The organism is Streptomyces toxytricini (assembly GCF_014649915.1).
Lineage (GTDB): Bacteria > Actinomycetota > Actinomycetes > Streptomycetales > Streptomycetaceae > Streptomyces > Streptomyces toxytricini.
In genome coordinates this window covers 246,280-268,548 of sequence record NZ_BMTY01000001.1, presented here as the reverse complement: position 1 = coordinate 268,548, position 22,269 = coordinate 246,280, and the positions used below count along the sequence as shown (strand labels likewise).

Sequence of the window (22,269 nt, the reverse complement as noted above, 5' to 3'; positions counted from 1 at the left end):
CTCCGCTTGCCCGGCCCCGGGCGGCGGCACGTCTGCCTCCGCCCGCCGAGCCGTGCTCCGCCCCCTTGCCGGCGTGCCGTCCTGTGACGGCCGCAGGGGCGGTGGGGTTCGATGCCCGGCTAGTCGATGCCGGGCAGGATGTGGGATTCCGCGAGGTCGTCCTCGTAGCCGGCGAGGCGGATCGGGGCCGAGCGGGCCCAGACCTCGAGGCTGCCCAGTTCGTCGCTGTGGGGGCGGCCCTTCCACCCCGTGCGCTCCAGCAGCTCGTCGGACTTCGTCTTCGTGTCTGTCACCGCGCACTCCTTCGGTGTCGCTTGACCCGGCGGCCAACCGCATCGGGTATCGGGAATGAAGAGTTTCAAGACGCGGTGGCGCCGTGGTGGAGCGTGGCCTGGGTGGGGCTCTAACGTGCCCCTCAGATTACACATCTGAGCAGGCTGCCGCTCTGTAGATTGGCAAAATCCACCCCAATGGCGCGAATAACCGATCGGTTCCGCGGTTTGTATGTCACCTTTGCGGCGAGGTCTGCCCTTTGGGACGCCCCCGCCCGTCTCGCGGCAGCCGTCGCAGCAGCCGTCGCGGCAGCCGTCGTGGACCGGGAAACGCGACAGCGCCCCGGCCCCTCGGGAGGAGGGGCCGGGGCGCTGTCGCAGCCGGGCGGCTCGGGCCGCCGCTCACCACTTGCCGGGCGCGTAGTCCTTCAGGAAGACGCCGTACAGGTCCTCGCCGGCCTCGCCGCGGACGACCGGGTCGTAGACCCGGGCCGCGCCGTCGACCAGGTCCAAGGGGGCGTGGAAGCCCTCCTCGGCCAGCCGCAGCTTGTCGAAGTGCGGTCGCTCGTCCGTGATCCAGCCGGTGTCGACCGAGGTCATGAGGATCCGGTCGGTCTCGAACATCTCCTGGCCGCTCGTCCGCGTCACCATGTTCATCGCCGCCTTGGCCGCGTTGGTGTTCGGGTGCCCGGCGCCCTTGTAGCCGCGGCTGAAGACGCCCTCCATCGCGGAGACGTTGACGATGTACGCCCGCCCGCTGGCGGCCTTGCGGGCGGCCTCGGCCATCATCGGCCGGAGCTTGCTGATCAGGATGAACGGCGCGGTGTAGTTGCACAGCTGGGTCTCGAGCAGCTCCACCGGGGAGATCTGGTCGATGGTCTGCACCCAGGTGTTGCTCTCGACGACGTCGGGCAGCAGGCCGCCCGCGTCGATGGCGGTGCCGTCCAGGTGCCGCTCCAGACTGGCGTTGCCCGCCACGAGGGCGAGGTCCGCGACCTTCTGCGCCTCCAGGCCGCTCACGCCGACGGGCAGCGCCGCGAGGCCGTCGACCGCGCCCGAGTTGAAGGCGCCGATGACGTGGTGGGCGGGCAGCTCGCCGGCCGGCAGCGGGGCGCCCTCGCCGTCCACCAGCGCGGCGTACGCGGTGGGCAGGCGGCGCACCGTCTGAGTCGCGTTGTTGATCAGGATGTCCAGCGGTCCGGCGTCGGCGACGCGGTCCGCCAGCTCCACGGCCTGGGCCGGGTCGCGCAGGTCGATGCCGACGACCTCCAGGCGGTGCATCCAGTCCGCCGAGTCCTCCATCGCCTTGAAGCGGCGGATGGCGTCCTTGGGGAAGCGCGTGGTGATCGTGGTGTGGGCGCCGTCGCGCAGCAGCCGCAGGGCGATGTACATGCCGATCTTCGCCCGTCCGCCGGTGAGCAGCGCGCGCTTGCCGGCGAGGTCGGCGCGGGCCTCGCGGCGGGTGCGGTTCTCGGTGGCGCACGGCGGGCAGAGCTGGTGGTAGAAGTAGTCGACCTCGACGTACCGCGTCTTGCAGACGTAGCAGGAGCGGGGGCGCTGGAGTATGCCGGCGATGCGGCCGGCCTCGGTGACGGAACTCGGGAGGATGCCCTCGGTCTCGTCGTCGATGCGCTGCGCCGAGCCCGTGGCGGTGGCCTCGGTGACGGCCTTGTCGTTGGCGGTCTTGGCGGCGCGGCGCTCCTGGCGGCGGCGCTGCTTCACCGTCCGGTAGATCCCGGCGGTGGCCCGGCGCACGGCGACGGCGTCGGGGTGGTCGATGTCGAGCTTGTCGAGCTCGTCGAGCACACTGAGGCAGACGGCCAGGCGCTCGGGGTCGATGCCCGGTCCGTACGCCTGGATGTCTTCGGTCTCGGTCTCGGTCGCCGTCATGGCCGCTGCCGTTCCTTGGTCACTCGTCCGCATCCGCCTGCTGCGGAAGTCCTCAAAACGGCAACTGTACGGATGCTGCGGGCCCTGGACCAAACCCGTATGGCGGAAGCTCACCCACCGCGTCCGGACCGTCACGGGAGGCGTACCGCGCGGGGAGTGCGGGCGGGACCGGGTCATCCTTCCGCAGTACGTCCTGAGCTGGGCCGATGTGGTCCTCCAGGGGAGGAGCACGCGCCCCGCGCCCGGCCTTGCGGGGTGCCGGTGCATGAGTGCCCTGGGCTGTCTCCGCTGCTGTGCCTGGCGTCCTCGGCCGCGTACGCGGGCGGCGCGATCGTGCGGGAGGGGGTCGCCGCGGGAGGTCCGGCCGGCCGTGCGCGCCGCTGCGCCGGGCGGGGCTGATGGGCGGCCGTCGCGCTGAACGGCCTCGGCGCCGTGCTGCACGTCGTGGCGCCGGCGTAGGGGCCGCTGAGCCTGGTGCAGCCGCTGGGGGCACTGACGATCGTGTTCGGGCTGCCGATGGCGGCCCTGTTCGTGCGCCGGCGGGCGCGGCCGCCCGGCGCGGGGCCGCGCCGGCCTCGGCCGGGCCGGCGGCGCTGCCGGCGCCGACGGGCGGGAACCCGGATGGGGACGCGGACCGGCTGCCGGGGAGCGGGTGCTGCCTGCCGGTGGTGGCGGCGGCCGGGGTGTCGGCGCCGTCAGTGGCCGCCCGCCGGATGCGGCGGCCTGTGCCGCTTGCTGCGGCGGCGGGCACGGCGTTCGGGATGGCGTCGGTATTCACGAAGGCGCCCGCCGAGGGCGTCGTCCGGGGCTTCGCGCGCGTCCGCCGGCCGGACGCGGCGGCCGTGGCGGTCCTGGCGGGCGGCGGGATGCTGCTGTCGCAGGCCGCGTACCGCGGTGCGGGACTGACCGCGCCGCCGGCCGCGCTCACCGTCGTCAACCCGGTGGTGGCGGCCGCGGTCGGTCTGACGCTGTTCGGCGAGGCTTCCGTACGGGGCGGCGGGCACGGCGGGGCGTCGGCCGGCGCCGCGGTCGCGGCGGCCGGCCTGGTCGCGCTCACGGCCGCCGCACCCGCCCGCGTCAGATGCCGACCCCGTGGGCGCGGAGGTACTTCAGCGGGTCGATGTCCGAGCCGTAGCCGGGGCCGGTCCGCACCTCGAAGTGGAGGTGCGGGCCGCTGCTGTTGCCGGTCGATCCGGAACGGCCGATCCGCTGGCCGGCGGAGACGTCCTGTCCGGCCTTCACGCCGAGGGCCGAGAGGTGGGCGTACTGGGAGTACCGGCCGTCGGTGTGCCGGACGATCACCTGGTAGCCGTACGCGCCGGCCCAGCCGGCGGAGACGACGCGGCCGGGGCCGACGGACTTGACGGACGTACCGGTCGCCACGGGGAAGTCGACGCCCGTGTGGTAGCCGCTGGACCAGGAGGATCCGCTGGCCTTGTACCGGGTGCCGACCGAGGCGTCGACGGGGGCGACGTAGCCGCCGCCGGTCTGCTGCTTCGGCGCCGGGGCGGGCTTCTCCGCGGGCTTCTGCTGCGCCGGGGCCGGCTTGGGCGCGGCCTTCCCGGCGGGCTTGGCCGCCTGCTTCTCGGCGGGCTTCTGCGCCGGCTTCTCGGCGGGCTCGGCGACCTGCTCGCCGGCGGGCGGCGCCGCGGGCGTGACCGGCTTGACCGGTTCGGCGGTGCGCGGCGGCTTCTCCGGGTTCTGCGCGGGCGGGGCGGCGGTGATGCGCAGGGTGAGGCGCTGCCCGGGGAAGATCAGGTCCGGGTTGGCGCCGACGGTGGTGCGGTTGGTCTCGTACAGGGCCTGCCACCCGCCCTCGACGTGCTGGCGGACCGCGATCGACGACAGCGAGTCGCCGGGGGCCACGACGTACGGGTTCGGCAGGACCGACGTCCCGGTCGGCCGGGGCGCGGCGGGCGCCGCCGCGGCCTTCCCGGCGGGCTGCGCCTGCACCTTGACGACCTGGACGGTGGCCTTCGCCCCGCCCTGCGGCGAGAGGTCCGGGGCGGGGCCGCCGCGGGTGAGCCCCGCCTGCTTCCCGCACGTGGGCCAGGCCTGGGGGCCCTGCCCCTTCAGCACCTTCTCCGCGACGGCGATCTGCTGCTCCCGGGTCGCCTTGTCGGCGCGGGGCGCGTACTGCGTGCCGCCGAAGGCGCGCCACGTCGTCTGGCTGAACTGGAGCCCGCCGTAGTAGCCGTTGCCCGTGTTGATCCGCCAGTCGTTGCCGGACTCGCAGTCGGCGACCTTGCTCCACGTCTCCGCGGACGCGGCGTGGACGGTCCCGGCGCCGATCAGCGGGAGCGCGATGCCGGCGCCGCCCGCCGTGACGGCGAGCGAGGCGCGGTTGATGCTGCTCGGCTGGTACCGGCGGTGCCGACCCCGTACACCCATTGGGAGCCCCCATCGAAGACATTGGTGACCGCACAACCTAACGGTCTGGTCACGGCCGTGACAAGGGGCACAACAGGGCGCACAGCAGGGCAAGTTGACATTGTTCCGAGCGGCGGGCGGTCCGCTGCGGGCCGCGCCGCGGTAGCGTCGGTGATCCCCGCACATCGAAGCACCAAGGAGCGCACGCATGAGCAGCACCGCCCAGATCGGTGTCACCGGGCTCGCGGTGATGGGCAGCAACCTCGCCCGGAACTTCGCCCGCAACGGTTTCACCGTGGCCGTGCACAACCGGACCGCCGCCAAGACCCGTGCCTTGGTCGAGGAGTTCGGGCACGAGGGGGACTTCGTCGCCGCCGAGTCCGCGAAGGAGTTCGTGGACGCGCTGGAGCGGCCGCGCCGCCTGATCGTGATGGTGAAGGCGGGCGAGCCGACGGACGCGGTGATCCGCGAGTTCGCCCCGCTGCTGGAGCCCGGCGACGTCGTCATCGACGGCGGCAACGCGCACTTCGAGGACACGCGGCGGCGCGAGCGCGAACTGCGCGAGCGGGGAATCCACTTCGTCGGAGTGGGGATCTCGGGCGGCGAGGAGGGCGCGCTGCTCGGCCCGAGCATCATGCCCGGCGGGTCGCCGGAGTCGTACGACGCGCTCGGCCCGATGCTGGAGCGGATCGCGGCGAAGGCCGCCGACGGCACGCCCTGCACCTCGCACGTGGGCCCGGACGGCGCAGGCCACTTCGTGAAGATGGTGCACAACGGCATCGAATACGCCGACATGCAGCTGATCGCGGAGGCGTACCACCTGCTGCGCGAGGTCGCCGGCTACTCCCCCGCGCGGATCGCGGAGACGTTCCGGGAGTGGAACCGGGGCCGGCTCGACTCCTACCTGATCGAGATCACCGCGGAGGTGCTGGCGCACGTCGACGCGGCCACCGGCAAGCCGTTCGTGGACGTGGTGGCCGACGCCGCCGAGCAGAAGGGCACCGGCCGCTGGACGGTGCAGACCGCCATGGACCTGGGCGTTCCGGTGTCGGGCATCGCGGAGGCGGTCTTCGCCCGCGCCGTCTCGGGCCACGCCGGGCTGCGGGCTGCCTCGCGGGGGCTCGCGGGCCCGTCGGCGCAGCCGTTGGAGGGCGGGGCTGCGGACGCGTTCGCCGCGAAGGTCGAGCAGGCCCTGTACGCCTCGAAGATCGTCTCGTACACGCAGGGCTTCCACCAGATCCGGGCGGGCAGCGAGGAGTACGGCTGGGGCATCGACCTGGGGGCGGTGGCCTCGCTGTGGCGCGGCGGCTGCATCATCCGGGCGGCGTTCCTCGACCGGATCCGCGCCGCGTACGACGCCCGGCCGGACCTGCCCGGCCTGCTCGCCGACGCCGGGTTCGCGCAGGAGATCGGCGCGGCGCAGGACGACTGGCGTGCGGTGGTGGCGGCCGCGGTGGCGGGCGGCATCCCGGTTCCGGCGTTCGCGGCGTCGCTCGCGTACTACGACGCGCTGCGCGCGGAGCGGCTCCCGGCGGCGCTGACGCAGGGGCAGCGGGACTTCTTCGGGGCCCACACCTACCGGCGCACGGACCGCGAGGGCTCGTTCCACACCCTCTGGAGCGGCGACCGCACGGAGACCACGGCCTGACGCACGACGGCCGCGGCGGAGCCGGGACGGCTCCGCCGCGGCTCGGCGTCGGCCGGCTGGGCGGCGGGGCTGCGGCGCCCCCGCCCGGTCAGCTCGGCGGCGGCGGCTGCGGGATCGGCGCCGGCCCGGGCGGCGGGGGCACCGGGTCCGGCTCGGGGAACGGCGCGGGCTCCGGCGGCTCCGGCCGCGGCACGGGCTCCGGATCCGGGAACGGTCCCGGCCCCGGCCCGGGCGTGGGCGGCGGCGGCACCGGAGTGGGCTCCGGAACGGGCGGCTGCGTCTGCTCGGCAGGTACGTGGATCGGGATCGGCATGTGGCCCACCTTCCCCCGATTCACGGCCCCACGCCTGCCGGACACGGCCGGCGGCATGACGGGGGTGTGAGACTCCCCGACCGACTCAGCCGGCGGCCGCCACGGCGTGGGGGCTCCGCTGCTGGTCACTGCCCGGAACGGGCGCGGAGGCATCCGCCCCGAGCTCGACGATCCGGTTGTCCGCATCGACGTGCACGACGCGCGGCCGCATCGCCCGCGCCTCGGCGTCGTCGACCTGGGCGTAGCTGATCAGAATGACGAGATCGCCGGGGTGCACGAGATGCGCGGCGGCCCCGTTGATCCCGATCACCCCGGACCCGCGCTCCCCCTCGATGACATACGTCTCCAGCCGGGCACCGTTGGTGATGTCGACGATGTGCACGAGCTCCCCGGGCAGCAGATCGGCGGCATCGAGCAGATCGGCGTCGATGGTCACGGACCCGACATAGTGCAGGTCGGCTTGCGTGACGGTGGCCCGGTGGATCTTGGACTTGAATATCGTTCGAAGCATTGAGGTACTCCTGGACATAGGCTCCCTGCCTGCTTTTTGCAGGTCAAGGGCTGTTTCCACACCTTACAACGAGTCGCAAGTTCGGGCACCTGTTCCCAGGTTTTTCAGGACTCATGCTGACCACTTGCTGACTTTACTGACGCATCATCAGGCGACGCCAAGGGGCTGCATACGCATGCCCCGACTCCACCGCGACGACCTCACAAGCCTACGCAGTGCACCCGCAGGAGCCCTCGTGACCACCGTCACTCTCGCGGTATGGCGGCGCACGATCCGCGTGAAGCGCGGGACTCGGCGCCGCCGGAGCCGCAAACAGCGCAGCCGTCTAGCAGCAATCTCCGGCTGAGCGAAACCGGCCCTTCTCGTGACCATGGCCTAGCCGGATCGGCGACTCTGGCCAGTTCCGCAGGACGGGCAGCAACCACCACCGGAACCCGCCAGAACGCAGAGCAATTCGGCACCATGATCGCGCCCAGCCCCGCCTCGAAGGAGTCGTCTCAACCATGGAACCGCAGCCTTTCGACACCCCCCACCCTCGACGGCGCCCACCCGTCGAGCCCATCCTCATGGAGACTTCCGAGGTCGCCGTGATGCTGAGCATGTCAACGAGCTGGGTCTACAGGGAAGCGTCGAAGCTGGGCTTGAAGGGGTACAAGCTCGGCCGAGGCAAGAACGCCAAGGTCCTATACAAGAGGACCGAGGTCTTCAGGTGGCTGGAGCAACAGAAGATCCACTAGATCGACCTTCAACGCCCCCACCGCACGAAGCCTTCCACAAGACCACCTGGTTCGACGGCTGCCGAACACCTGACAAAGCGAAGGGAATTCAGGAACAATCCGACAGATACCCTCAAGCAGGCAGCCTCCTTCAAGGATTGTCAGTGGCATGAGTGACGATGTCCACCCGTACTGATTGGTCCGTGGGGGGCATGGTGCACCTGAGTCGTATTGCTGTCACTGGCTTCCGGGCAAGCGCAGAGGAGGAGATGACCTGTGATCTCCCCGGTCGTTTCAGTGTGCTGCTCGGAGCCAACGGCGCCGGGAAGACGACACTCACCGACGCCCTCTATCTGGCCCATCCCACCAGCCGTTTCCCGGTCCTGCCGAGGTATGGATCCGCCACGCTCGCCCCCGAAAGGTCCACACGCAGTATCGAGGTTGCCTACAAGCTGGGTGCCAGCCTCGCCGAGGAAGGACGCCTCGGACACCAGTTACACGAGGCCGACCACCGGCCCCTCGGTCACGTCGCCCAGAACTGGGGCGTGACGCTGAGCCGTCGGCTCGGAAGCGTCGCCACGAAGATCGAGAGCGCGCACGGCAGGTCCTTGGACCTGGACCCGTACAAGCTGATCTACCTGCCGGCCTGGCGTCATCCGCTCGACGAGCTGGCGCGTCGCGAGGCACGGATCCTGGTCGAGCTGCTCCGCGCCGAGCAGCAACGCCTGAACGGCACCCGGAACCTGGTGGGGCTTCGGGCGCGCGCCTCCCAGTTGCTCGAGGAGCTGGCCAAGGAGAGCATCATCGACGCCGTCGAGAAGCGGATCGGCGGGTACCTCACAGATCTTTCGGCAGGAGTGAGTCGTCAATGGCCTTACATACGCGGTCAAGTCATCGACGACACTTACTTGGCCCGCGTCCTGGAAGTCATGCTCGCCGTCATGGAAGGGCGGAAGTTCGCCCGGCCCCTCGAAGTGTCCGGGCTGGGGTACGTCAACCTGCTGCACATCGCCGTGACTCTGGCAGCGATACCCGACTCCACCGAACCCCCACAGGCCGGGCTTTGGCCTCCTTCGGGCACCTCGGATCAGCCGCCCCTCACCGAAGAGGAGCAAATCCGGGAGGCAACCCTGAACCTCGAACAGGCACAGGCTGACGCCGACTCGGAGGAGGACTCCTTCTTCGGTACGAAACCGTTCCACGCGACAGTCGTCATCGAAGAGCCCGAGGCCCACCTCCATCCGCAGTTGCAGCAGGCGCTGGTCCGCTACCTGCGCAGGACCGTCAAGAGGCGACCGGAGCTACAGGTCGTCCTCTCCACCCATGCGACAGACATCATCACGTCCTGTGCCCCGGAGGAGCTCGTCGTCGTCCGGAGGACGGCGCGAGGAAGGGTCTGCCGCACTGTTGCCGACGTCGTACCGGCTGAGCACCGGGACGTCACGCTGCGGAAGACACGACTGCATCTGGACGCCAGCCGGTCCGCTGCACTGTTCGCCGAACGCCTCCTACTGGTCGAAGGCGTCACCGACGCCGCTGTCGTGCGGGAGTTTGGCAGGACCTGGGCCGGCACGGACGCACGCAAGCACGCGTTCATCGACGCGCTCAGCATCGTGCCCATGGGCTGGAAGGTCGGACAGTGGCCGGTGCACCTTCTGGCGACCCGCGGCCGCGAACTGTGCGCCAGGCTGGCGATCCTCGTCGACAGCGACCTACCGTTCGACAGCGAGGAGCGGAAAAAGCCGGGTTGGCTCTCTGAGCATGACCCATCGGTCGTAGATGCCTTCGTCAGTCACCCGACCTTGGAGCCGTCCATCACCGAAGGTAACGAGTACCTGGTCGAGGAGGCCTTGTACGAGGTCGGTCTGAGCCTGGCAGAGGTGACGCCCCAGACGGTGTATGAGCTGTTTCGCAGCAGCAGGCGTAAGAAGGGCGACTTCGCGTTGGCTTTCGCCGGTCTCCTCGCGGAAGCCAACGAAACAGACCCCGAGCAGGCTTGGGTCCTTCCGGTCGTGCCCGAGCACATGCGGCAGCTGTTCGAGTTCCTGTATGCACCCACCCCGGTCGACGAAAGTGATGCCGGCTCAGAGGACGACTGCCTTGGCCCGCTCAACGAGCCGGACTGGCTCGTGGTGGAGAGCGAATCGGGCCGGGACGAGCAGTACGCCACAGATGTGGAGGACTTCCACTGGCTGGACGATGACGAGGAGGAGGAAAGCTACTGGGCGGAAGCAGCCGGGTACGAACCGTTTCCCGGCCGACCAGAGCCGGATGTGCCGCCCTGGGAAGAACTCCTGCCTCGGCGCCCCTCCCCCAGGGGCGCCTGGCCCACAGCCGCACATCGAATGGCGAATACCGATGAGTAGGCGCCGAGCTGAGAACCCCATCCTCACGCGGGAACAGCTCCTTCTCGCCGCCAGTCCTCACCGCCTCCTCTATATAGAGGCGTTCCCTGGTTCAGGGAAGACGACTGTCTCGCACCAACGCTTCGGCCTGCACCGCTTCGCGCGCACAACCGACCACCGGGCGGTCGTGGCGGTCAGCTTCACCCGCTCGGCCACTGAAGAAATACGCAGCCGCGTGTCCCGACAGTGGGGCCCTTCAGCCCTAGCCTGGCCCCATCGCATCGTCACACTCGACACCGTCCTCAACGACCTGCTCACTCACCTCCTACGGTCTCGGGTCATCCAGTGGCCGGGCAGCCACGAGGAGCTGGAGGTGCTGGACACATGGCCGACCCTCCTGCCCACCATCCGCACGAGAGCGAAACCGGTTCTCCGCCTCGTGGGCACCCGTGTCATCACCGCCTACCAGCAGGAGGATGAAGCTAGCTACCACATAAAACCGGCGGACTTCTCCGCAGCGGTGAACGACGGTCTGTGCACTCACGAGAACGTGCGTGAGGTCCTGCGCGACGCTCTCGACGCCGAGAACATCCGCGCCCGGGTCACGGCCTACTTCGCCACGGCGATCAGGTCCCTGCTAGTCGATGAGGTCTACGACGCGAACGACCTGGACGTGGAGATTATCCGCGTCGCGGCGGACGCTGGGCTGGCCGTCACCTTGGTGGGAGACCCTTGGCAGGCCCTCTACGCCTTTCGCGGCGCCCGTCCGGAGAGCGTGCATCGGCTCCTCGAACTACTGAAGTTCGAACGCGGCGAACTCCGGACCACGTTCCGATGGCGCGACAGTGTGGGCCAGACGTCACTGACACGCGGACTGCGCCGCGGGGAGACCACAGTCCTACCCGCAGGAGCGGCGAAAGACGTCGATGTCGTGCTCGCGCGGAAGTGGCGGTCCCTGTGGGACTGCGCCCCTCAGGTCCTCCCCCTAGCCACTGCCCGGTGGAATATGGGGCCGTTCCAGAAGGCCGTGTGCACCTTGCTCCTGAACGAACTCACTCAGACGACCCTCGGCCTGCCGGCCTTGTTTCTCCCGGATGCCTGGGCCACCCTAGGCATCAAGGAAGTCGAGACGTTCGAGAAGCTCCGCCCGGCCCTGCAGAACGCACTCATATGCCTGGCGAGCCAGAGTGATCACTCCGGGGTCTGGACCGCTCTGGTGCGGACTGTGGTCACTACGGCCCCTATCGAGCCGTCTGAGGCGCACAAACGGACACCACGCAAGGCTCTGAACCACCTGCGCACACGCCTGAACGTCCAGCACGAGCGCTTAGTACTCGGCCTGACCTGCCATCAGGCGAAGGGCAGGGAATGGGACAGGGTCGGAGTGCGGCTAGAGGAGTCCGACGCGGCCGCGCTCCGCAAGGGCCTCGACCCGGGCGACGAGGCCCACCGCGCACTCTATGTCGCACTCACCAGAGCACGAGACCTCAGCGTCATAGTGTGAGAGCTCTTGAGCCCCGTTGCCTCCTCCAGCCCAGCTGTGTTCGCCTCTGCGCGCCGCACGGACCGGCGGCAGGGCCCGCCGGGCACAACACTTCTTCTGGCAACGTGGCAGACGGCCCGGCTGTACAACCTGCCGCCTCAGTGCCTGCATGTGGAATACAGCGAGTTCTCCGACGATTGGTCTTCGTACGAAGCTCATGGGAGGGGCGCTGATGGCCGAGCTAATGCTGTTCCGGCAGGCCGCGGACGGGCGGGATGTGGAGTTGTCCGGGTCGACGGTGGCGCTGGAGGTGGAGCTGCAGCGGCGGGTCGAGGCCGGGCTGGAGCAGATGCTCGGGATCCGGTTCCTGGCGTCGGAGTATGCGACCGGGCCGTGGCATCGGGGGCGGATCGACACGCTCGGGCTGGATGAGAACGGCAGCCCGGTGGTGATCGAGTTCAAGAAGGGCTCCGACAGCGGGGTGCTGTCGCAGGCGGTCTCGTACATGGCGTGGTTGGAGTCGGCACAGCTCGAGTTCGAGGCACTCGTCAGGAAGGTGCTCGGCGCGGGGGCGGCCGAGTCCGTCGACTGGCGGCGGCCGCGGATGGTCTGCATCGCAGCCGGTTTCTCGCACCACGACCGCGTGGCCGTCCAGAGGGTGCCCGAGCGGATCGACCTGGTGCGCTACCGGGTCTTCGAGGGCGGACTGCTGAGCCTGCTGCTGGTGGACTCCTCTCCCGGCGTGCCGAGCGCGGCTCCCCGGCGGAGCCGCGCTCGGGACGCGGGGGCCGACGACGCTGCGGCGGCCCCGGCGGCTCCGGCGCCGGCGGGCGCCGGTCTTGTTCCGGATTGCCTTCGGGATCTGTTCGCGGAGGTGGACGAGGCGGTGACGGCGTGGGACGAGGTCGAGGTGGTGCTCCTCAAGCACTACATCGCCTACCGGCGGCTGGTGAACGTGGCCTCGGTCCTGTTCCGTCCGAAGCACGAGGTGATCCTGGTCTATCTCAGACTCGACCCGGACACGGTCGTGCTGGAGGAGGGCTTCACCCGGGACATGCGCGGTATCGGGCATCTCGGAACGGGGGACCTGGAGATTCGTGTCGCCTCGGCGGGAGACCTGGAGAAGGCGGCGCCGTTAATCCGGCGGGCGTTCGAGGCGGCCTGAGACAAGCCGAAGGGCGGCTGGAGCATCGGTTCTCGATGTTCCAGCCGCCCTTCGGCGTCTGTGGTCCGCCAGCCCCGGCTTCTCGTTTCTCATGATCAGCTCTCCGGTCCGGCGAGGGTGAAGTCGTCCTGTCCCAGCTCGGCACGCAGGCGCTGTTCGGCGACGTCTGCGTAGTGCGGGGAGAGTTCGACGCCGACGAAGTTCCGGCCTTCCCGGAGGGCGGCGACGCCGGTGGAGCCGCTGCCGGTGAACGGGTCGAGGACGGTGCCGCCCTCGGGACAGACCTGGACGAGCTGCTGCATGATCGCGACGGGCTTCTGGGTGATGTGGACCCGACCCTTGCGGGGCTGGGAGGCGATGTAGTGCCCGGGGAGGTAGAGGTCGCGGGTGTTGTCGAGGGATCCCTTGACGCCCCAGACGATGAACTCGGAGTCCTGCTTCGGCCCGCCCTTGCGGGGCCGGCTGGCGGGCTTGATCCACGGGAGGGTGCCGCTCCAGGTCCAGCCCGCCATCTGCAGGGCGTCGGTCGTGGTCGGCTCCTGGCGCCAGTCGGTGAAGACCATCGCGACCGCGTGCTCGGTGGAGGCCCGGTACGCCTCGGTGAGCAGTTCGGTCAGCCAGGAGCGGTAGGAGCGCTGGTCGCGGTTCTCGCCGGGGAAGTTGGCGAGGTCGTGTACCGAGTTACTGGTGACGTACTTGGCGCGCGCGGTCCGTCCGGTGCGTTCCGAGCTCGTACGGCCGCCGGAGTTGTACGGAGGGTCGGTGATCACGGCGTTGACGCTCTCGTCCGGGAGGGCCTTCAGGACGGTCAGGGCGTCGCCTCGGTGCAGCGCGTAGCTCATGGGAGGGCCTCTCTTCGGGGGCGCGGAGGGTCGTGGAACCCATGCCGGACAGCGCGCAACGGCGCTCGTCTCTGGCGGGGTTGCGCCGGAGGTTAGCCGTGGATTCCGGCCGGACCTAACGAGGCGGCGATGGCTCGGGGCCGGGGCCGGAGGTCGTTTGGTGTGGCCGGAATCGCGGTCTACTGTCTCGCCGTGTCGCCGGGAAGGAGCCTCGCTCCACCTCGCTGACCTGTGCATATCCGTGGTGTCTCGTCCGATCGGGCCAGCAGGAAAGCACGTTGCCCGCGCGTTTCCCGATGCCGTCCGGAGGCCCTTTTGTACCGCCTGAGATTACGAGCGCGGCTGGCTGCCGCGCGTGACCTGAGACCGGCGTCCGGGAGCTGCTGACTCCTCTGGCCCCGGGCCCGTCCGAGAGGCGGATGCACATCGGCGCGGTGCCGGCGGCTTTGCACGAGAAGCCGGCACCGCGTCTCCTACGAACACCGAGGAGCCGCTGCAATGCAGCATGTCCTGACACCCCCGCGCCCCGACCCGACGCCGTCACCCGACCGGCCCCGCCGCCTCGGTGAACGGCGGCGACGATGAAGAAGACCACCAAGGGCGTCGTCGGCCTGTTCGCGGCGGGCTCGATGCTGCTGGTCGTGCCGATCCTCGCCTTCGGCGCCGGAACCGCGTCGGCCTCCTGCCCGACCGACGGCACGCAGTCCGTGGACACCGCGGCGGTCGCCGGCCAGGTGAAGGCCATCCCGGATGGTGGCGGCAAGGCTTCGGTCTCCGTGCCGGGGCTGCACAATCCGGCCGAGCAGATCCCCTTCGTCAAGACGATCCAGGCCACCGGCGTCGCGATGAACATCCCGGCCCGCGGGCAGGTCGTGGCCCTCGCCACCGCCCTGCAGGAGAGCGGCCTGCGGAACCTGACCTGGGGCGACCGCGACTCTCTTGGACTGTTCCAGCAGCGGCCGTCGATGGGCTGGGGCACGGCGAACGAGATCCTCGACCCGGTGCACGCCTCGACCAAGTTCTACGAGGGACTCCGGCAGGTCTCGGGCTGGCAGTCCCTGTCCGTCACGCAGGCCGCCCAAGCGGTGCAGAAGTCGGGCTTCCCCGAGGCGTACGCCAAGTGGGAGCCGCTGGCCACGGCCTTGCAGAAGGCCATCGAGCCCCTGCTGCCGATAACCGGTGGCGGCGGCGGTGGTGCGTCACCGTCGCCGGTTCCGGACGGTCCTGCGCCTGGCGCCACGGGTGGCTGTGCCGCCGACGGGGACGGCACCGACTTCGGCACCATCCCGGCCGGCGCGCTGCCTGAGAAGTACAGCATCCCCGCGACCGCTCCGCGGGAGGTCCAGACGGCGATCCGGTGGGCGCTCGGCCAGCTCGGCACGCCGTACCAGTGGGGCGGGACCTGCACCGACTCCCACGGCGACAAGGCGATGCGCTGGTGTGACTGCTCCTCCCTGATGCAGCAGGCGTACAAGGCCGCCGGAATCACCCTGACGCGGACGACGTACACGCAGGTCAAGGAGGGCAAGCCGGTCTCGGCCGACGCCCTTCGGCCGGGTGACCTGATCTTCACCGAGGGAACGGCCGCCGTACCCGAGCACGTCGGCATGGCCATCGGTCAGGGCCTGGTCGTGCACGCTCCGCGCACCGGCGACGTCGTCCGCATCACGACCGTCGCCGCCTGGAAGTCCGGGATTCTCGCGGTCCGCCGAGTCGTCTGACCGGCACCTCTCCCCTTTCTCGCACCGCCGCTCCACCTTCACGGGCTTCGGCGTGCCTTCATTCGAACTGGAGTTCCCATGTATTTCGCCGAACAGGTCATACAGCTCGCCTACGACCCCGGGATCAAGCCGAACGAGGGTGGGCTGCCGGGCCTGAACGTCCTCAAGCAGGTGATGGGCTCCATCAACCTCTTCGGGCTCATCGCCGTGGTCGGTTCGCTCGCGGTCAGCGCGGGAGTGTGGGCCTGGGGCCACCACTCCGGTGGCCACCAGGCCGAAGCCAACGGCAAGAAGGGCGTCCTGGTGAGCGCCGGCGCAGCCCTCCTGCTCGGGGCCGCGAACGGCGTGGTCGCGTTCTTCAGCACGCTGGGGACGCAGGTCCGCTGATGTCTTCCCACTCTTCCAACCCCGGCGGCGCATCTCGCGTGCGCCGCCGGGCGCTGCTCGGCACCGTCGTCCTGGCAGTGCTCCTCGCCCTCGCCGGCCTGGCCGCCTACCTCACCCGCGACAGCAGGGAACCCGCCAAGGCCCCTGTCCCACGTCCGAGTTCGCCGCCGACTTCCTCCTCGGCCGTCACGCCGTCCGGGCCGACCACGGTGATCACCCGCCCCCGCGCCCTGCCGGTTCCGCCGAGGACCACCGACCCGATCGCCTTCGGGAAGGCGGCCGCGGCGGCGCTGTGGTCGTACGACACCCGGGCGTACCCGCAGGCCGAACTGCGGCGCACTCTGCGCGCGTGGCTGACCCCGGAGGTCAAGTACGCCGACGCGGCCTCCGTCGACCGAGGTATCCCCTCGGCGGTGCTGTGGAAGGAGATGGCCGCCAACGGCCAGTTCGCCACGGCCACCGTGAACGAGGGGCACTTCCCGAACGCCTTCACCCGGGCCCTTCAGGAGGACCCCGGCGCGATCACCCAGGCGTACGTCTACGCGGTCACGGTCTCGGGGAAGCAGACGATCGCCTGGAAGGGCTCGCCCGCCGGCGGCGCGGAGAGCCGCTCCACCACCCTCGCGGTCCAGTGCCGCCCCAACCAGCCCTGCACCCTGGCCGGCGTCATGCCGTCCGTCGCGCCCTGAGTCCCGTTCACGAAAGGAGGTACCCCCATGGACGTCTGCGGCCTTCCGATGATGGACAAGGTGTGCACCGCCGTCGACTTCGTCACCAACCCGGCCGGGGCCGTCACCGACGGCATCGGCGCGTGGATCGCGAAGTCGGCAGGAGAGCTGGCGGCCAGCGCGGCGGACCTCGCCGCCAAGGCCGTCAACGAGACGACCGCCATCGACCTCAACGCCGGCTGGTTCCGGGACAACTACCAGCTTCTGCTGCCCATCGGGCTCGCGCTGACCGTCGGCATCTTCTGCATTCAGCTCATGTTCGCGGCCTGGCGGCGCGACGAGCGGGCCCTGGCCCAGGCCGCGATCGGCACCATGACCGGCGTCCTGTTCAGCTTCTCCGCCATCGCCTTCACCACCGTCGCCATCACCGTGGTCGACGCCCTGTCCGACGGACTGTTCCAAGCCGCCAACACCTCGGTCGACGACGCGATCCGCCGCGTCGTGAAGATCAACCAGCTCGGTGCGATGTACGGCCTGGGTTGGGGAGTTCCCGCCCTGGTCGCCTTCGGGTGCGCGATCGGCGCCTTCCTGTACTGGGGTGTCATGGTCGCCCGGAAGGTCGGCGTCCTGATCATGGTCGCCCTCGCTGTGTTCGCCGGCGCGGGCGGCGGCTGGGAAGTCGCCAAGCGCTGGCGCCGGGGCTGGATCGAGGCCACCGCCACCCTGATCGTCTCGAAACTCCTGATGACCATCGTCTTCCTGATCGGCGTCTCCGCCATGGGTAAGAGCGACGCCAACGATGGCCTGTCGGCCCTGTCGGACGCGATGGCTGGCATCGTCGTCATGGTCCTGGTGCTGCTCTGCCCGTACGCGACGTACAAGTTCGTCCACTGGGCGAGCGACGGCGGCGGCCATGACGACCTGCACCGCACCGGCGTCGCGGGCATGGCCGTCGCCGCCGGCGCGGCGAAGACCGCCGGCAGCCTGGCGATGCGGGTCGGGACCGGAACCCCCGCTCCCCAGGGACCGAGCCAGGTTCCCGGAGCGGGTGCCGACGGTGTCGCCTCCGGCATCAATCCTGCCGGCGGCAACCTCAGCAAGGAGGGCATCGACGCCGGCCCGCCCAGGCCGCAGACCCGCTTCCGCTACGGCGAGGACCCGAACGCGCCCGGCGACAAGGGCCGGGCCCTGATCCAGCGCCCCGGCATCCCGCCGCTCATCACCCGGCCCGGCGCAGAGGAAGCGGAAGGTTCCCAGCCGGGTGCTCAGGTCGTCAGCGGCAGCTCCGGTCGTCCCACCAGCACGTCGGCTCCGGGCAGCGACGTGAGCCACATCGGCACCACGCCGCCCGCCGGGCCCTCGGCGGCAGCCACCAGCTCGCCGGCGCCCTGGGCGTTCCCCACCCAGCCGCCTGAGGGTTCCTGACCCTCCCCATCGGGGGCGGGCTGCCCCTCCGCAGCCCGCCCCCTCCCGACTCGACCGTCGAAGGAGCCCCGCCGTGTCCTCCAGAAGAGTGCCGTCCGCCCCGTCTCTCGTTCACCTCCACCGTCTGGAACCCTCATGTCCGGTAAGCACCAGGCCGAAGTCCCCTCGGCCACCGTGAAGTTCCCCCACCGCAGCAGGCGCGGCATCCTGCTCGGCCTGACCGCCCCGCAGCTCCTCGCCGCCGGACTCACCGGCCTTCTCCTTCTAGACGAACAGGGCGATGACGGCCCACAGGGGGATGAGCGCGAGGGCCCCGACCACGCCGCGGGCGAGGATCACGGCGAACTGCTCCCGCGCCGGCAGATCACCCACCCGCTGGGGTGCCATCGACCCCGGGTCCCAGACAGGATCGTCTTCGACAAGCTCCTGGCCCGGCTCGTACTGGGCGGCACCTACCAACAGCACGCCGACCACCGGGTCTCCGCGACCACTCTGCGGTCCCGCCGGGACGAGTGGATTGCCGCCGGGGTCTTCACCTCCCTGCACCAGGCCGCGCTCGACGCCTATGACCAGGCCATCGGCCTGGACCTGGAAGACCTCGCCGCGGACGGGTGCATCGTGAAAGCCCCCAGCGGTGGCGAGAACACCGGTCCCTCGCCCGTGGACCGCGGAAAGTCGGGGACCAAGAGGTCCTTGCTGGTCGAAGGCACCGGGCTCCCGATCGGGTGCGTGCTCGCCAGCGCCAACCGGCATGATTCGCCGCTGCTGCGGCCCACCCTGGAGACCTTGGGACGCTTTGGGTTCTATCTGCCCGACAGGATTACCGTGCACCTGGACTCCGGCTACGACTCGCGCGTGACCCGCGACCTGTTGACCGAGCTGGGCTGCGGGTGGCGGATCGCTCCCAAGGGTGCGTTCGTGCCCATTAACCACACCCGCCGGTGGGTTGTCGAACGGACGAACTCCTGGCACACGCGGGGGTTCAAGTCACTGGCGATCGTGACTGACCGCAGCTCGGTGGTGCAGGCCGCATGGGTAGCACTCGCCAGCGCAGTCATCATAATCCGGCGCCTGATCCGCGAAGCGTGGGTGATCTTCCGATGGCATACGCGGCCCGTCCGTCGCCCGTAACCTATCCGCGCGTCCTCTAAAAGCGCCGAGAATCAGGCGGCTTCCCGGAGGCCGGCGTCCAGGATCCGGGCGGCCTTGGTGATGCTGCCCGGCATCAGGTGCCGGTAGGTGCGGTAGGTCTCCTCGATGGACTTGTGGCCCATCCACTCAGCCACGTCGGTGATGGGGATGTTGTTGCCGAGGGCGTTGGAGGCGAAGTAGTGCCGGAAGCCGTACATCCCGACCCCCTCCTCCGGCGGCAGGTCTTTGAAGAGCTTCCTCACCCGGCGCCGTTCCATGCCTTCGGTGAAGTAGCCGCCCGGGCCGCGCAGCAGGTAGCCGTCCCTCGTGGTGCCGTGCTTGGCCGCGTAGCGTTCGATCGCCTCCCGCACCGACCGCGGCAGGGGCACTTCACGGAACTCCCCCGTCTTGCGGTGCTTCAGCTTCGCCGGCCTCAGCGTGTTGGAGTGGATCTGCTCCCGCACCCGATACACGTCCTGGGCCACCACGTTGTGGATGTTCACCGCCCGCGCCTCGCCGTTGCGCAGGCCGCACCCCGCCATCATGACGATCTCCAACGCCAGGTCCTCGTCGGCGACCGTCAGCGCCTTCGTCACGTAGCCGAGCGACGGGATGGCGACCTGCTCGCGCACATACTCCGGTTCCTGGACCCCCTTCACGGGGTCGTCAGCCATGGCCCCCTTGGCGTACGCGTCCCGCAGGATGGTCTTCAGGACCCGGAATATGTTCACCTGGTTTCCCCGGCCGACCCCGTCGCTCTCCATCTCGTCCAGGAAGCGTTCGACGACCATCGGGGTGACCGAGTTCAGCTTCCGCGCTCCCAGACGCGGAACGATGTGGACGTTGATCGAGCTGTCGACGTGCTCGCCGGTGGAGTAGTCAGTCATCCGGCGCTGCCTCGGCCGCCACTGCTTGGCGTACTCCTCGACTGTCAGCTGACCCAATTCGCGGCGGGCCGCCGCCACCGACGGTGCCGTGGTCTTCTTCTCCGCATACAGCTGCGTGAGGCGTTCGACCGCGTCGTCCTGCGTGTCGTATCCGGACTCCTCGCGTTGCTTGCCGAGCGCGTCGCGAAAGCGGATCGAGTAGGGGTGGGGGCAGCGGGTGGGCTTGGCGCAGTCGCAGTCCTTGAAGAAGGAACCCATGCCGCGGGCGAGCTGTCGGGCCATCGATGAACCATCCGTTCCAGCCCAAGGATCATGCTCAGGCGCCGCATCGCAGGTCGGTGGTCAGCAAGCGCGGACACCATGCGGACGCATGCTGGCCGTTTGCTGACCTGAAGGGGGCACATGATGCCCCTGACCTGCGGCAACGCCAAATAGTCAGATCTTGGACTTGAACATGGTGCGCAGCATGCTGAACTCCCAAATGACGGCTCCCTGCCTGCTTCCTGCAGGTCAAGGGCGCTAGGCATGCTACACGGAGGCCCCTCGAAAGGGAGCTGACCGGGACGTGCGGGCCCCTCCAGGGGAAGCGCAGTGCAGCGGTCGGGGCATGACCCGGCGTGCAGGGCAGCCACCGTATTGCGACCACGACGAGAGTCGTTTTGTGGCCAAATAGATCATTTGGCAAGGATGAGCGGATTCCTCCTGCGCTAGAATCCTTTACCGAGCCCTTACGCTCCGTTGAGCGGGTTGGCGCTCATCCTTGCGGACCGCCGCTGGCGGCCATCGATGCCAGAAGAACGGGGGACGACGTGCGACGACGCTGCAACGCCCCGACCCTGCCCTTCGCTTCCGTGGATCAACGCTTCCGCCCCGCCCGGGACCGCTCCCTGCGGGCCGTCCGGGTCGACAACGCTCCCCGCGGCCGCGTGCCCGATATCGGCCTCAGCGGCTCCGACGACCGGCGCTTCTGACACATTCCCGGTGAGGGGCCTATCTTCTCGGGTCCCCTCTCTTCGACGCTTCATCCGTCCGTTCAGCGTCGGCGTACGCGAGTCACTCGTCCGTGCGGCCGCTGATCCGCCGGATCGCCGCCCGTAGTCCCCTCACGCCCCGAACGGGGCAATCGCCGTATCCGGCGCGGAGCGCGCCCGTGGTCCGGGCGGCCGTACCCGTATTGCGCTCCACCACCGGCGGCACGCTCCCCGCCGCCGGGATCCCGCGAAGGCACCGCCGCCTTCCCCGTACCCGCCACCGGAGGACACAGGCCCGTGCACAACACCACAGTCATGCTCATCGAACTCGGAGCGATCATCCTCGGGTTGGGACTCCTGGGGCGACTCGCAGGACGCGTGGGCTTCTCCCCCATACCCCTCTACCTGCTCGGCGGGCTCGCCTTCGGACACGGCGGGTTCCTGCCGCTCACCGCCAGCGAGGAGTTCACCGCCACCGGCGCCGAGATCGGGGTGATCCTGCTCCTGCTGCTGCTCGGCCTGGAGTACAGCGCCTCCGAGCTCGTGACCAGCCTGAAGACCCAATACCCCTCCGGCGCCGTCGACTTCGTCCTCAACGCCGTGCCCGGTGCCGCCGCCGCGCTGCTCCTCGGCTGGGGGCCCGTCGCCGCCGTCGCGCTGGCCGGCGTCACCTGGATCTCCTCCTCCGGCGTCATCGCCAAGGTCCTCGGCGACTTCGGCCGCCTCGGCAACCGCGAGACGCCGGTCGTGCTCGGCATCCTGGTCATCGAGGACCTCGCCATGGCCCTCTACCTGCCCATCCTCACCGCCCTGCTGGCCGGTGTGAGCCTCGCGGGCGGCGCGCTCACCCTGCTGATCTCGCTCGGCACCGTCGGCGCCGTCCTGTACCTCGCGCTGCGCCACGGGCGCGTCATCAGCCGCGCGGTCTCCTCCGACAGCGCCGAGATGCTGCTCCTCGTCGTCCTCGGGCTGACCCTCCTGGTGGCGGGGATCGCCCAGGAGCTCCAGGTCTCCGCGGCCGTCGGCGCGTTCCTCGTCGGCATCGCCCTCTCCGGCGAGGTCGCCGAGGGGGCAAGCACCCTGCTCACCCCGCTGCGCGACCTGTTCGCCGCCGTCTTCTTCGTCTTCTTCGGCCTGTCCACGGACCCCGCCGACATCCCGCCCGTGCTCGCCTCCGCCCTCGTCCTCGCGATCGTCACCACGCTCACGAAGATCGCCACCGGCTGGTACGCGGCCCGCCGCGCCGGCATCCGGTCCGCCGGCCGGTGGCGTGCCGGGGGCGCCCTCGTCGCGCGCGGCGAGTTCTCCATCGTCATCGCCGGCCTCGCCGTCGGCGTCGAGCCCCGCATCGGGCCGCTCGCCACCGCCTACGTCCTCATCCTCGTCCTCCTCGGCCCGGTCGCCGCCCGGTGGACCGAGCCGGTCGCCGCCCGTCTCACCCGCCGCCCCGTGCCCCCGGCACCGGCCGCCATGCCCGCCGCGGAGCGCATCGACCCCGCCCGCACCGCCCGGTGAGCACGCGGC

Annotated in this window: 17 protein-coding genes; 11 read left to right on the top strand and 6 right to left on the bottom strand. The window is 70.2% G+C overall.

The window, feature by feature from the left end; translation table 11 throughout:
• Positions 1-119 precede the first annotated feature (119 nt).
• The 3 genes from IE170_RS01100 to IE170_RS01090 form a co-directional block, all read right to left on the bottom strand.
• Positions 120-293, bottom strand: a complete 174-nt coding sequence (locus IE170_RS01100; protein WP_185902756.1) for a hypothetical protein — start codon at positions 291-293, stop codon at positions 120-122.
• A gap of 381 nt (positions 294-674) precedes the next feature.
• Positions 675-2,162, bottom strand: coding sequence for an SDR family NAD(P)-dependent oxidoreductase (locus IE170_RS01095; RefSeq protein WP_189807382.1), 1,488 nt, complete (start codon positions 2,160-2,162; stop codon positions 675-677).
• A gap of 1,077 nt (positions 2,163-3,239) precedes the next feature.
• Positions 3,240-4,553, bottom strand: coding sequence for a transglycosylase family protein (locus tag IE170_RS01090; protein ID WP_189807381.1), 1,314 nt, complete (start codon positions 4,551-4,553; stop codon positions 3,240-3,242).
• A gap of 187 nt (positions 4,554-4,740) precedes the next feature.
• On the opposite strand from IE170_RS01090, the gene gnd reads away from it, so the two are divergent.
• On the top strand, positions 4,741-6,180 hold the full coding sequence (gene gnd / locus IE170_RS01085; RefSeq protein ID WP_189807380.1) for an NADP-dependent phosphogluconate dehydrogenase: 1,440 nt from the start codon (positions 4,741-4,743) through the stop codon (positions 6,178-6,180).
• Between the two features lie 398 nt (positions 6,181-6,578).
• On the opposite strand, the gene panD is transcribed toward gnd, so the two are convergent.
• Positions 6,579-7,004: an aspartate 1-decarboxylase gene (panD, locus tag IE170_RS01080; RefSeq protein ID WP_189807379.1), complete on the bottom strand. Its 426-nt coding sequence runs from the start codon at positions 7,002-7,004 to the stop codon at positions 6,579-6,581.
• 503 nt (positions 7,005-7,507) lie between these two features.
• Here panD and IE170_RS01075 point away from each other — a divergent pair.
• The 4 genes from IE170_RS01075 to IE170_RS01060 all read left to right on the top strand — a co-directional run bounded on the left by IE170_RS01075 (position 7,508) and on the right by IE170_RS01060 (position 12,713).
• Complete coding sequence (locus tag IE170_RS01075) at positions 7,508-7,741, top strand: helix-turn-helix domain-containing protein (RefSeq protein WP_189807378.1); 234 nt, start codon at positions 7,508-7,510, stop codon at positions 7,739-7,741.
• A 158-nt stretch (positions 7,742-7,899) separates the two neighbouring features.
• The gene (locus tag IE170_RS01070) at positions 7,900-10,086 is read left to right on the top strand and encodes an ATP-dependent nuclease (protein WP_223855858.1); all 2,187 of its coding nucleotides are present in this window, start codon (positions 7,900-7,902) and stop codon (positions 10,084-10,086) included.
• Positions 9,992-11,569, top strand: a complete 1,578-nt coding sequence (locus IE170_RS01065; protein ID WP_308428345.1) for a UvrD-helicase domain-containing protein — start codon at positions 9,992-9,994, stop codon at positions 11,567-11,569. The genes IE170_RS01070 and IE170_RS01065 overlap by 95 nt, the downstream gene beginning before the upstream one ends.
• A gap of 211 nt (positions 11,570-11,780) precedes the next feature.
• Complete coding sequence (locus IE170_RS01060) at positions 11,781-12,713, top strand: DUF5655 domain-containing protein (RefSeq protein WP_189807375.1); 933 nt, start codon at positions 11,781-11,783, stop codon at positions 12,711-12,713.
• Positions 12,714-12,808: 95 nt separating this feature from the next.
• On the opposite strand, the gene IE170_RS01055 is transcribed toward IE170_RS01060, so the two are convergent.
• On the bottom strand, positions 12,809-13,555 hold the full coding sequence (locus tag IE170_RS01055) for a DNA-methyltransferase (protein ID WP_189807374.1): 747 nt from the start codon (positions 13,553-13,555) through the stop codon (positions 12,809-12,811).
• Between the two features lie 581 nt (positions 13,556-14,136).
• Between IE170_RS01055 and IE170_RS01050 the strand changes: the two genes are divergently transcribed.
• The 5 genes from IE170_RS01050 (at position 14,137) to IE170_RS01030 (ending at position 18,887) form a co-directional block, all read left to right on the top strand.
• Positions 14,137-15,276, top strand: a complete 1,140-nt coding sequence (locus IE170_RS01050) for a C40 family peptidase (RefSeq protein WP_189807373.1) — start codon at positions 14,137-14,139, stop codon at positions 15,274-15,276.
• A gap of 78 nt (positions 15,277-15,354) precedes the next feature.
• Positions 15,355-15,663 carry a DUF6112 family protein gene (locus IE170_RS01045; RefSeq protein ID WP_189807372.1) on the top strand — a complete coding sequence of 103 codons (309 nt, stop codon included), beginning with the start codon at positions 15,355-15,357 and terminating at the stop codon, positions 15,661-15,663.
• Positions 15,663-16,352 (top strand): hypothetical protein, encoded by a 690-nt coding sequence (locus tag IE170_RS01040; RefSeq protein ID WP_189807371.1) that lies wholly within the window; start codon positions 15,663-15,665, stop codon positions 16,350-16,352. Before IE170_RS01045 ends, IE170_RS01040 begins: the two co-directional genes overlap by 1 nt.
• Before the next feature lie 27 nt (positions 16,353-16,379).
• Positions 16,380-17,756 (top strand): SCO6881 family protein, encoded by a 1,377-nt coding sequence (locus IE170_RS01035; RefSeq protein WP_189807370.1) that lies wholly within the window; start codon positions 16,380-16,382, stop codon positions 17,754-17,756.
• A gap of 135 nt (positions 17,757-17,891) precedes the next feature.
• Positions 17,892-18,887 carry an IS5 family transposase gene (locus tag IE170_RS01030; RefSeq protein ID WP_223855783.1) on the top strand — a complete coding sequence of 332 codons (996 nt, stop codon included), beginning with the start codon at positions 17,892-17,894 and terminating at the stop codon, positions 18,885-18,887.
• Positions 18,888-18,919: 32 nt separating this feature from the next.
• Here IE170_RS01030 and IE170_RS01025 read toward each other — a convergent pair whose 3' ends face one another.
• Positions 18,920-20,032 carry a tyrosine-type recombinase/integrase gene (locus IE170_RS01025; RefSeq protein ID WP_506417264.1) on the bottom strand — a complete coding sequence of 371 codons (1,113 nt, stop codon included), beginning with the start codon at positions 20,030-20,032 and terminating at the stop codon, positions 18,920-18,922.
• Positions 20,033-21,042: 1,010 nt separating this feature from the next.
• On the opposite strand from IE170_RS01025, the gene IE170_RS01020 reads away from it, so the two are divergent.
• Positions 21,043-22,260, top strand: coding sequence for a cation:proton antiporter (locus IE170_RS01020; RefSeq protein ID WP_189807368.1), 1,218 nt, complete (start codon positions 21,043-21,045; stop codon positions 22,258-22,260).
• The last annotated feature ends 9 nt before the right edge of the window (positions 22,261-22,269 follow it).

What these genes read in the sequence shown, in the direction of transcription:
- IE170_RS01095 (WP_189807382.1), bottom strand. Translation starts at nt 2,162, where the DNA reads ATGACGGCGACCGAGACCGAGACCGAAGACATCCAGGCGTACGGACCG.
- IE170_RS01090 (WP_189807381.1), bottom strand. Translation starts at nt 4,553, where the DNA reads ATGGGTGTACGGGGTCGGCACCGCCGGTACCAGCCGAGCAGCATCAAC.
- gnd (WP_189807380.1), top strand. Translation starts at nt 4,741, where the DNA reads ATGAGCAGCACCGCCCAGATCGGTGTCACCGGGCTCGCGGTGATGGGC.
- panD (WP_189807379.1), bottom strand. Translation starts at nt 7,004, where the DNA reads ATGCTTCGAACGATATTCAAGTCCAAGATCCACCGGGCCACCGTCACG.
- IE170_RS01075 (WP_189807378.1), top strand. Translation starts at nt 7,508, where the DNA reads ATGGAACCGCAGCCTTTCGACACCCCCCACCCTCGACGGCGCCCACCC.
- IE170_RS01070 (WP_223855858.1), top strand. Translation starts at nt 7,900, where the DNA reads ATGTCCACCCGTACTGATTGGTCCGTGGGGGGCATGGTGCACCTGAGT.
- IE170_RS01065 (WP_308428345.1), top strand. Translation starts at nt 9,992, where the DNA reads ATGTGCCGCCCTGGGAAGAACTCCTGCCTCGGCGCCCCTCCCCCAGGG.
- IE170_RS01060 (WP_189807375.1), top strand. Translation starts at nt 11,781, where the DNA reads ATGGCCGAGCTAATGCTGTTCCGGCAGGCCGCGGACGGGCGGGATGTG.
- IE170_RS01055 (WP_189807374.1), bottom strand. Translation starts at nt 13,555, where the DNA reads ATGAGCTACGCGCTGCACCGAGGCGACGCCCTGACCGTCCTGAAGGCC.
- IE170_RS01050 (WP_189807373.1), top strand. Translation starts at nt 14,137, where the DNA reads ATGAAGAAGACCACCAAGGGCGTCGTCGGCCTGTTCGCGGCGGGCTCG.
- IE170_RS01045 (WP_189807372.1), top strand. Translation starts at nt 15,355, where the DNA reads ATGTATTTCGCCGAACAGGTCATACAGCTCGCCTACGACCCCGGGATC.
- IE170_RS01040 (WP_189807371.1), top strand. Translation starts at nt 15,663, where the DNA reads ATGTCTTCCCACTCTTCCAACCCCGGCGGCGCATCTCGCGTGCGCCGC.
- IE170_RS01035 (WP_189807370.1), top strand. Translation starts at nt 16,380, where the DNA reads ATGGACGTCTGCGGCCTTCCGATGATGGACAAGGTGTGCACCGCCGTC.
- IE170_RS01030 (WP_223855783.1), top strand. Translation starts at nt 17,892, where the DNA reads ATGTCCGGTAAGCACCAGGCCGAAGTCCCCTCGGCCACCGTGAAGTTC.
- IE170_RS01025 (WP_506417264.1), bottom strand. Translation starts at nt 20,032, where the DNA reads ATGGGTTCCTTCTTCAAGGACTGCGACTGCGCCAAGCCCACCCGCTGC.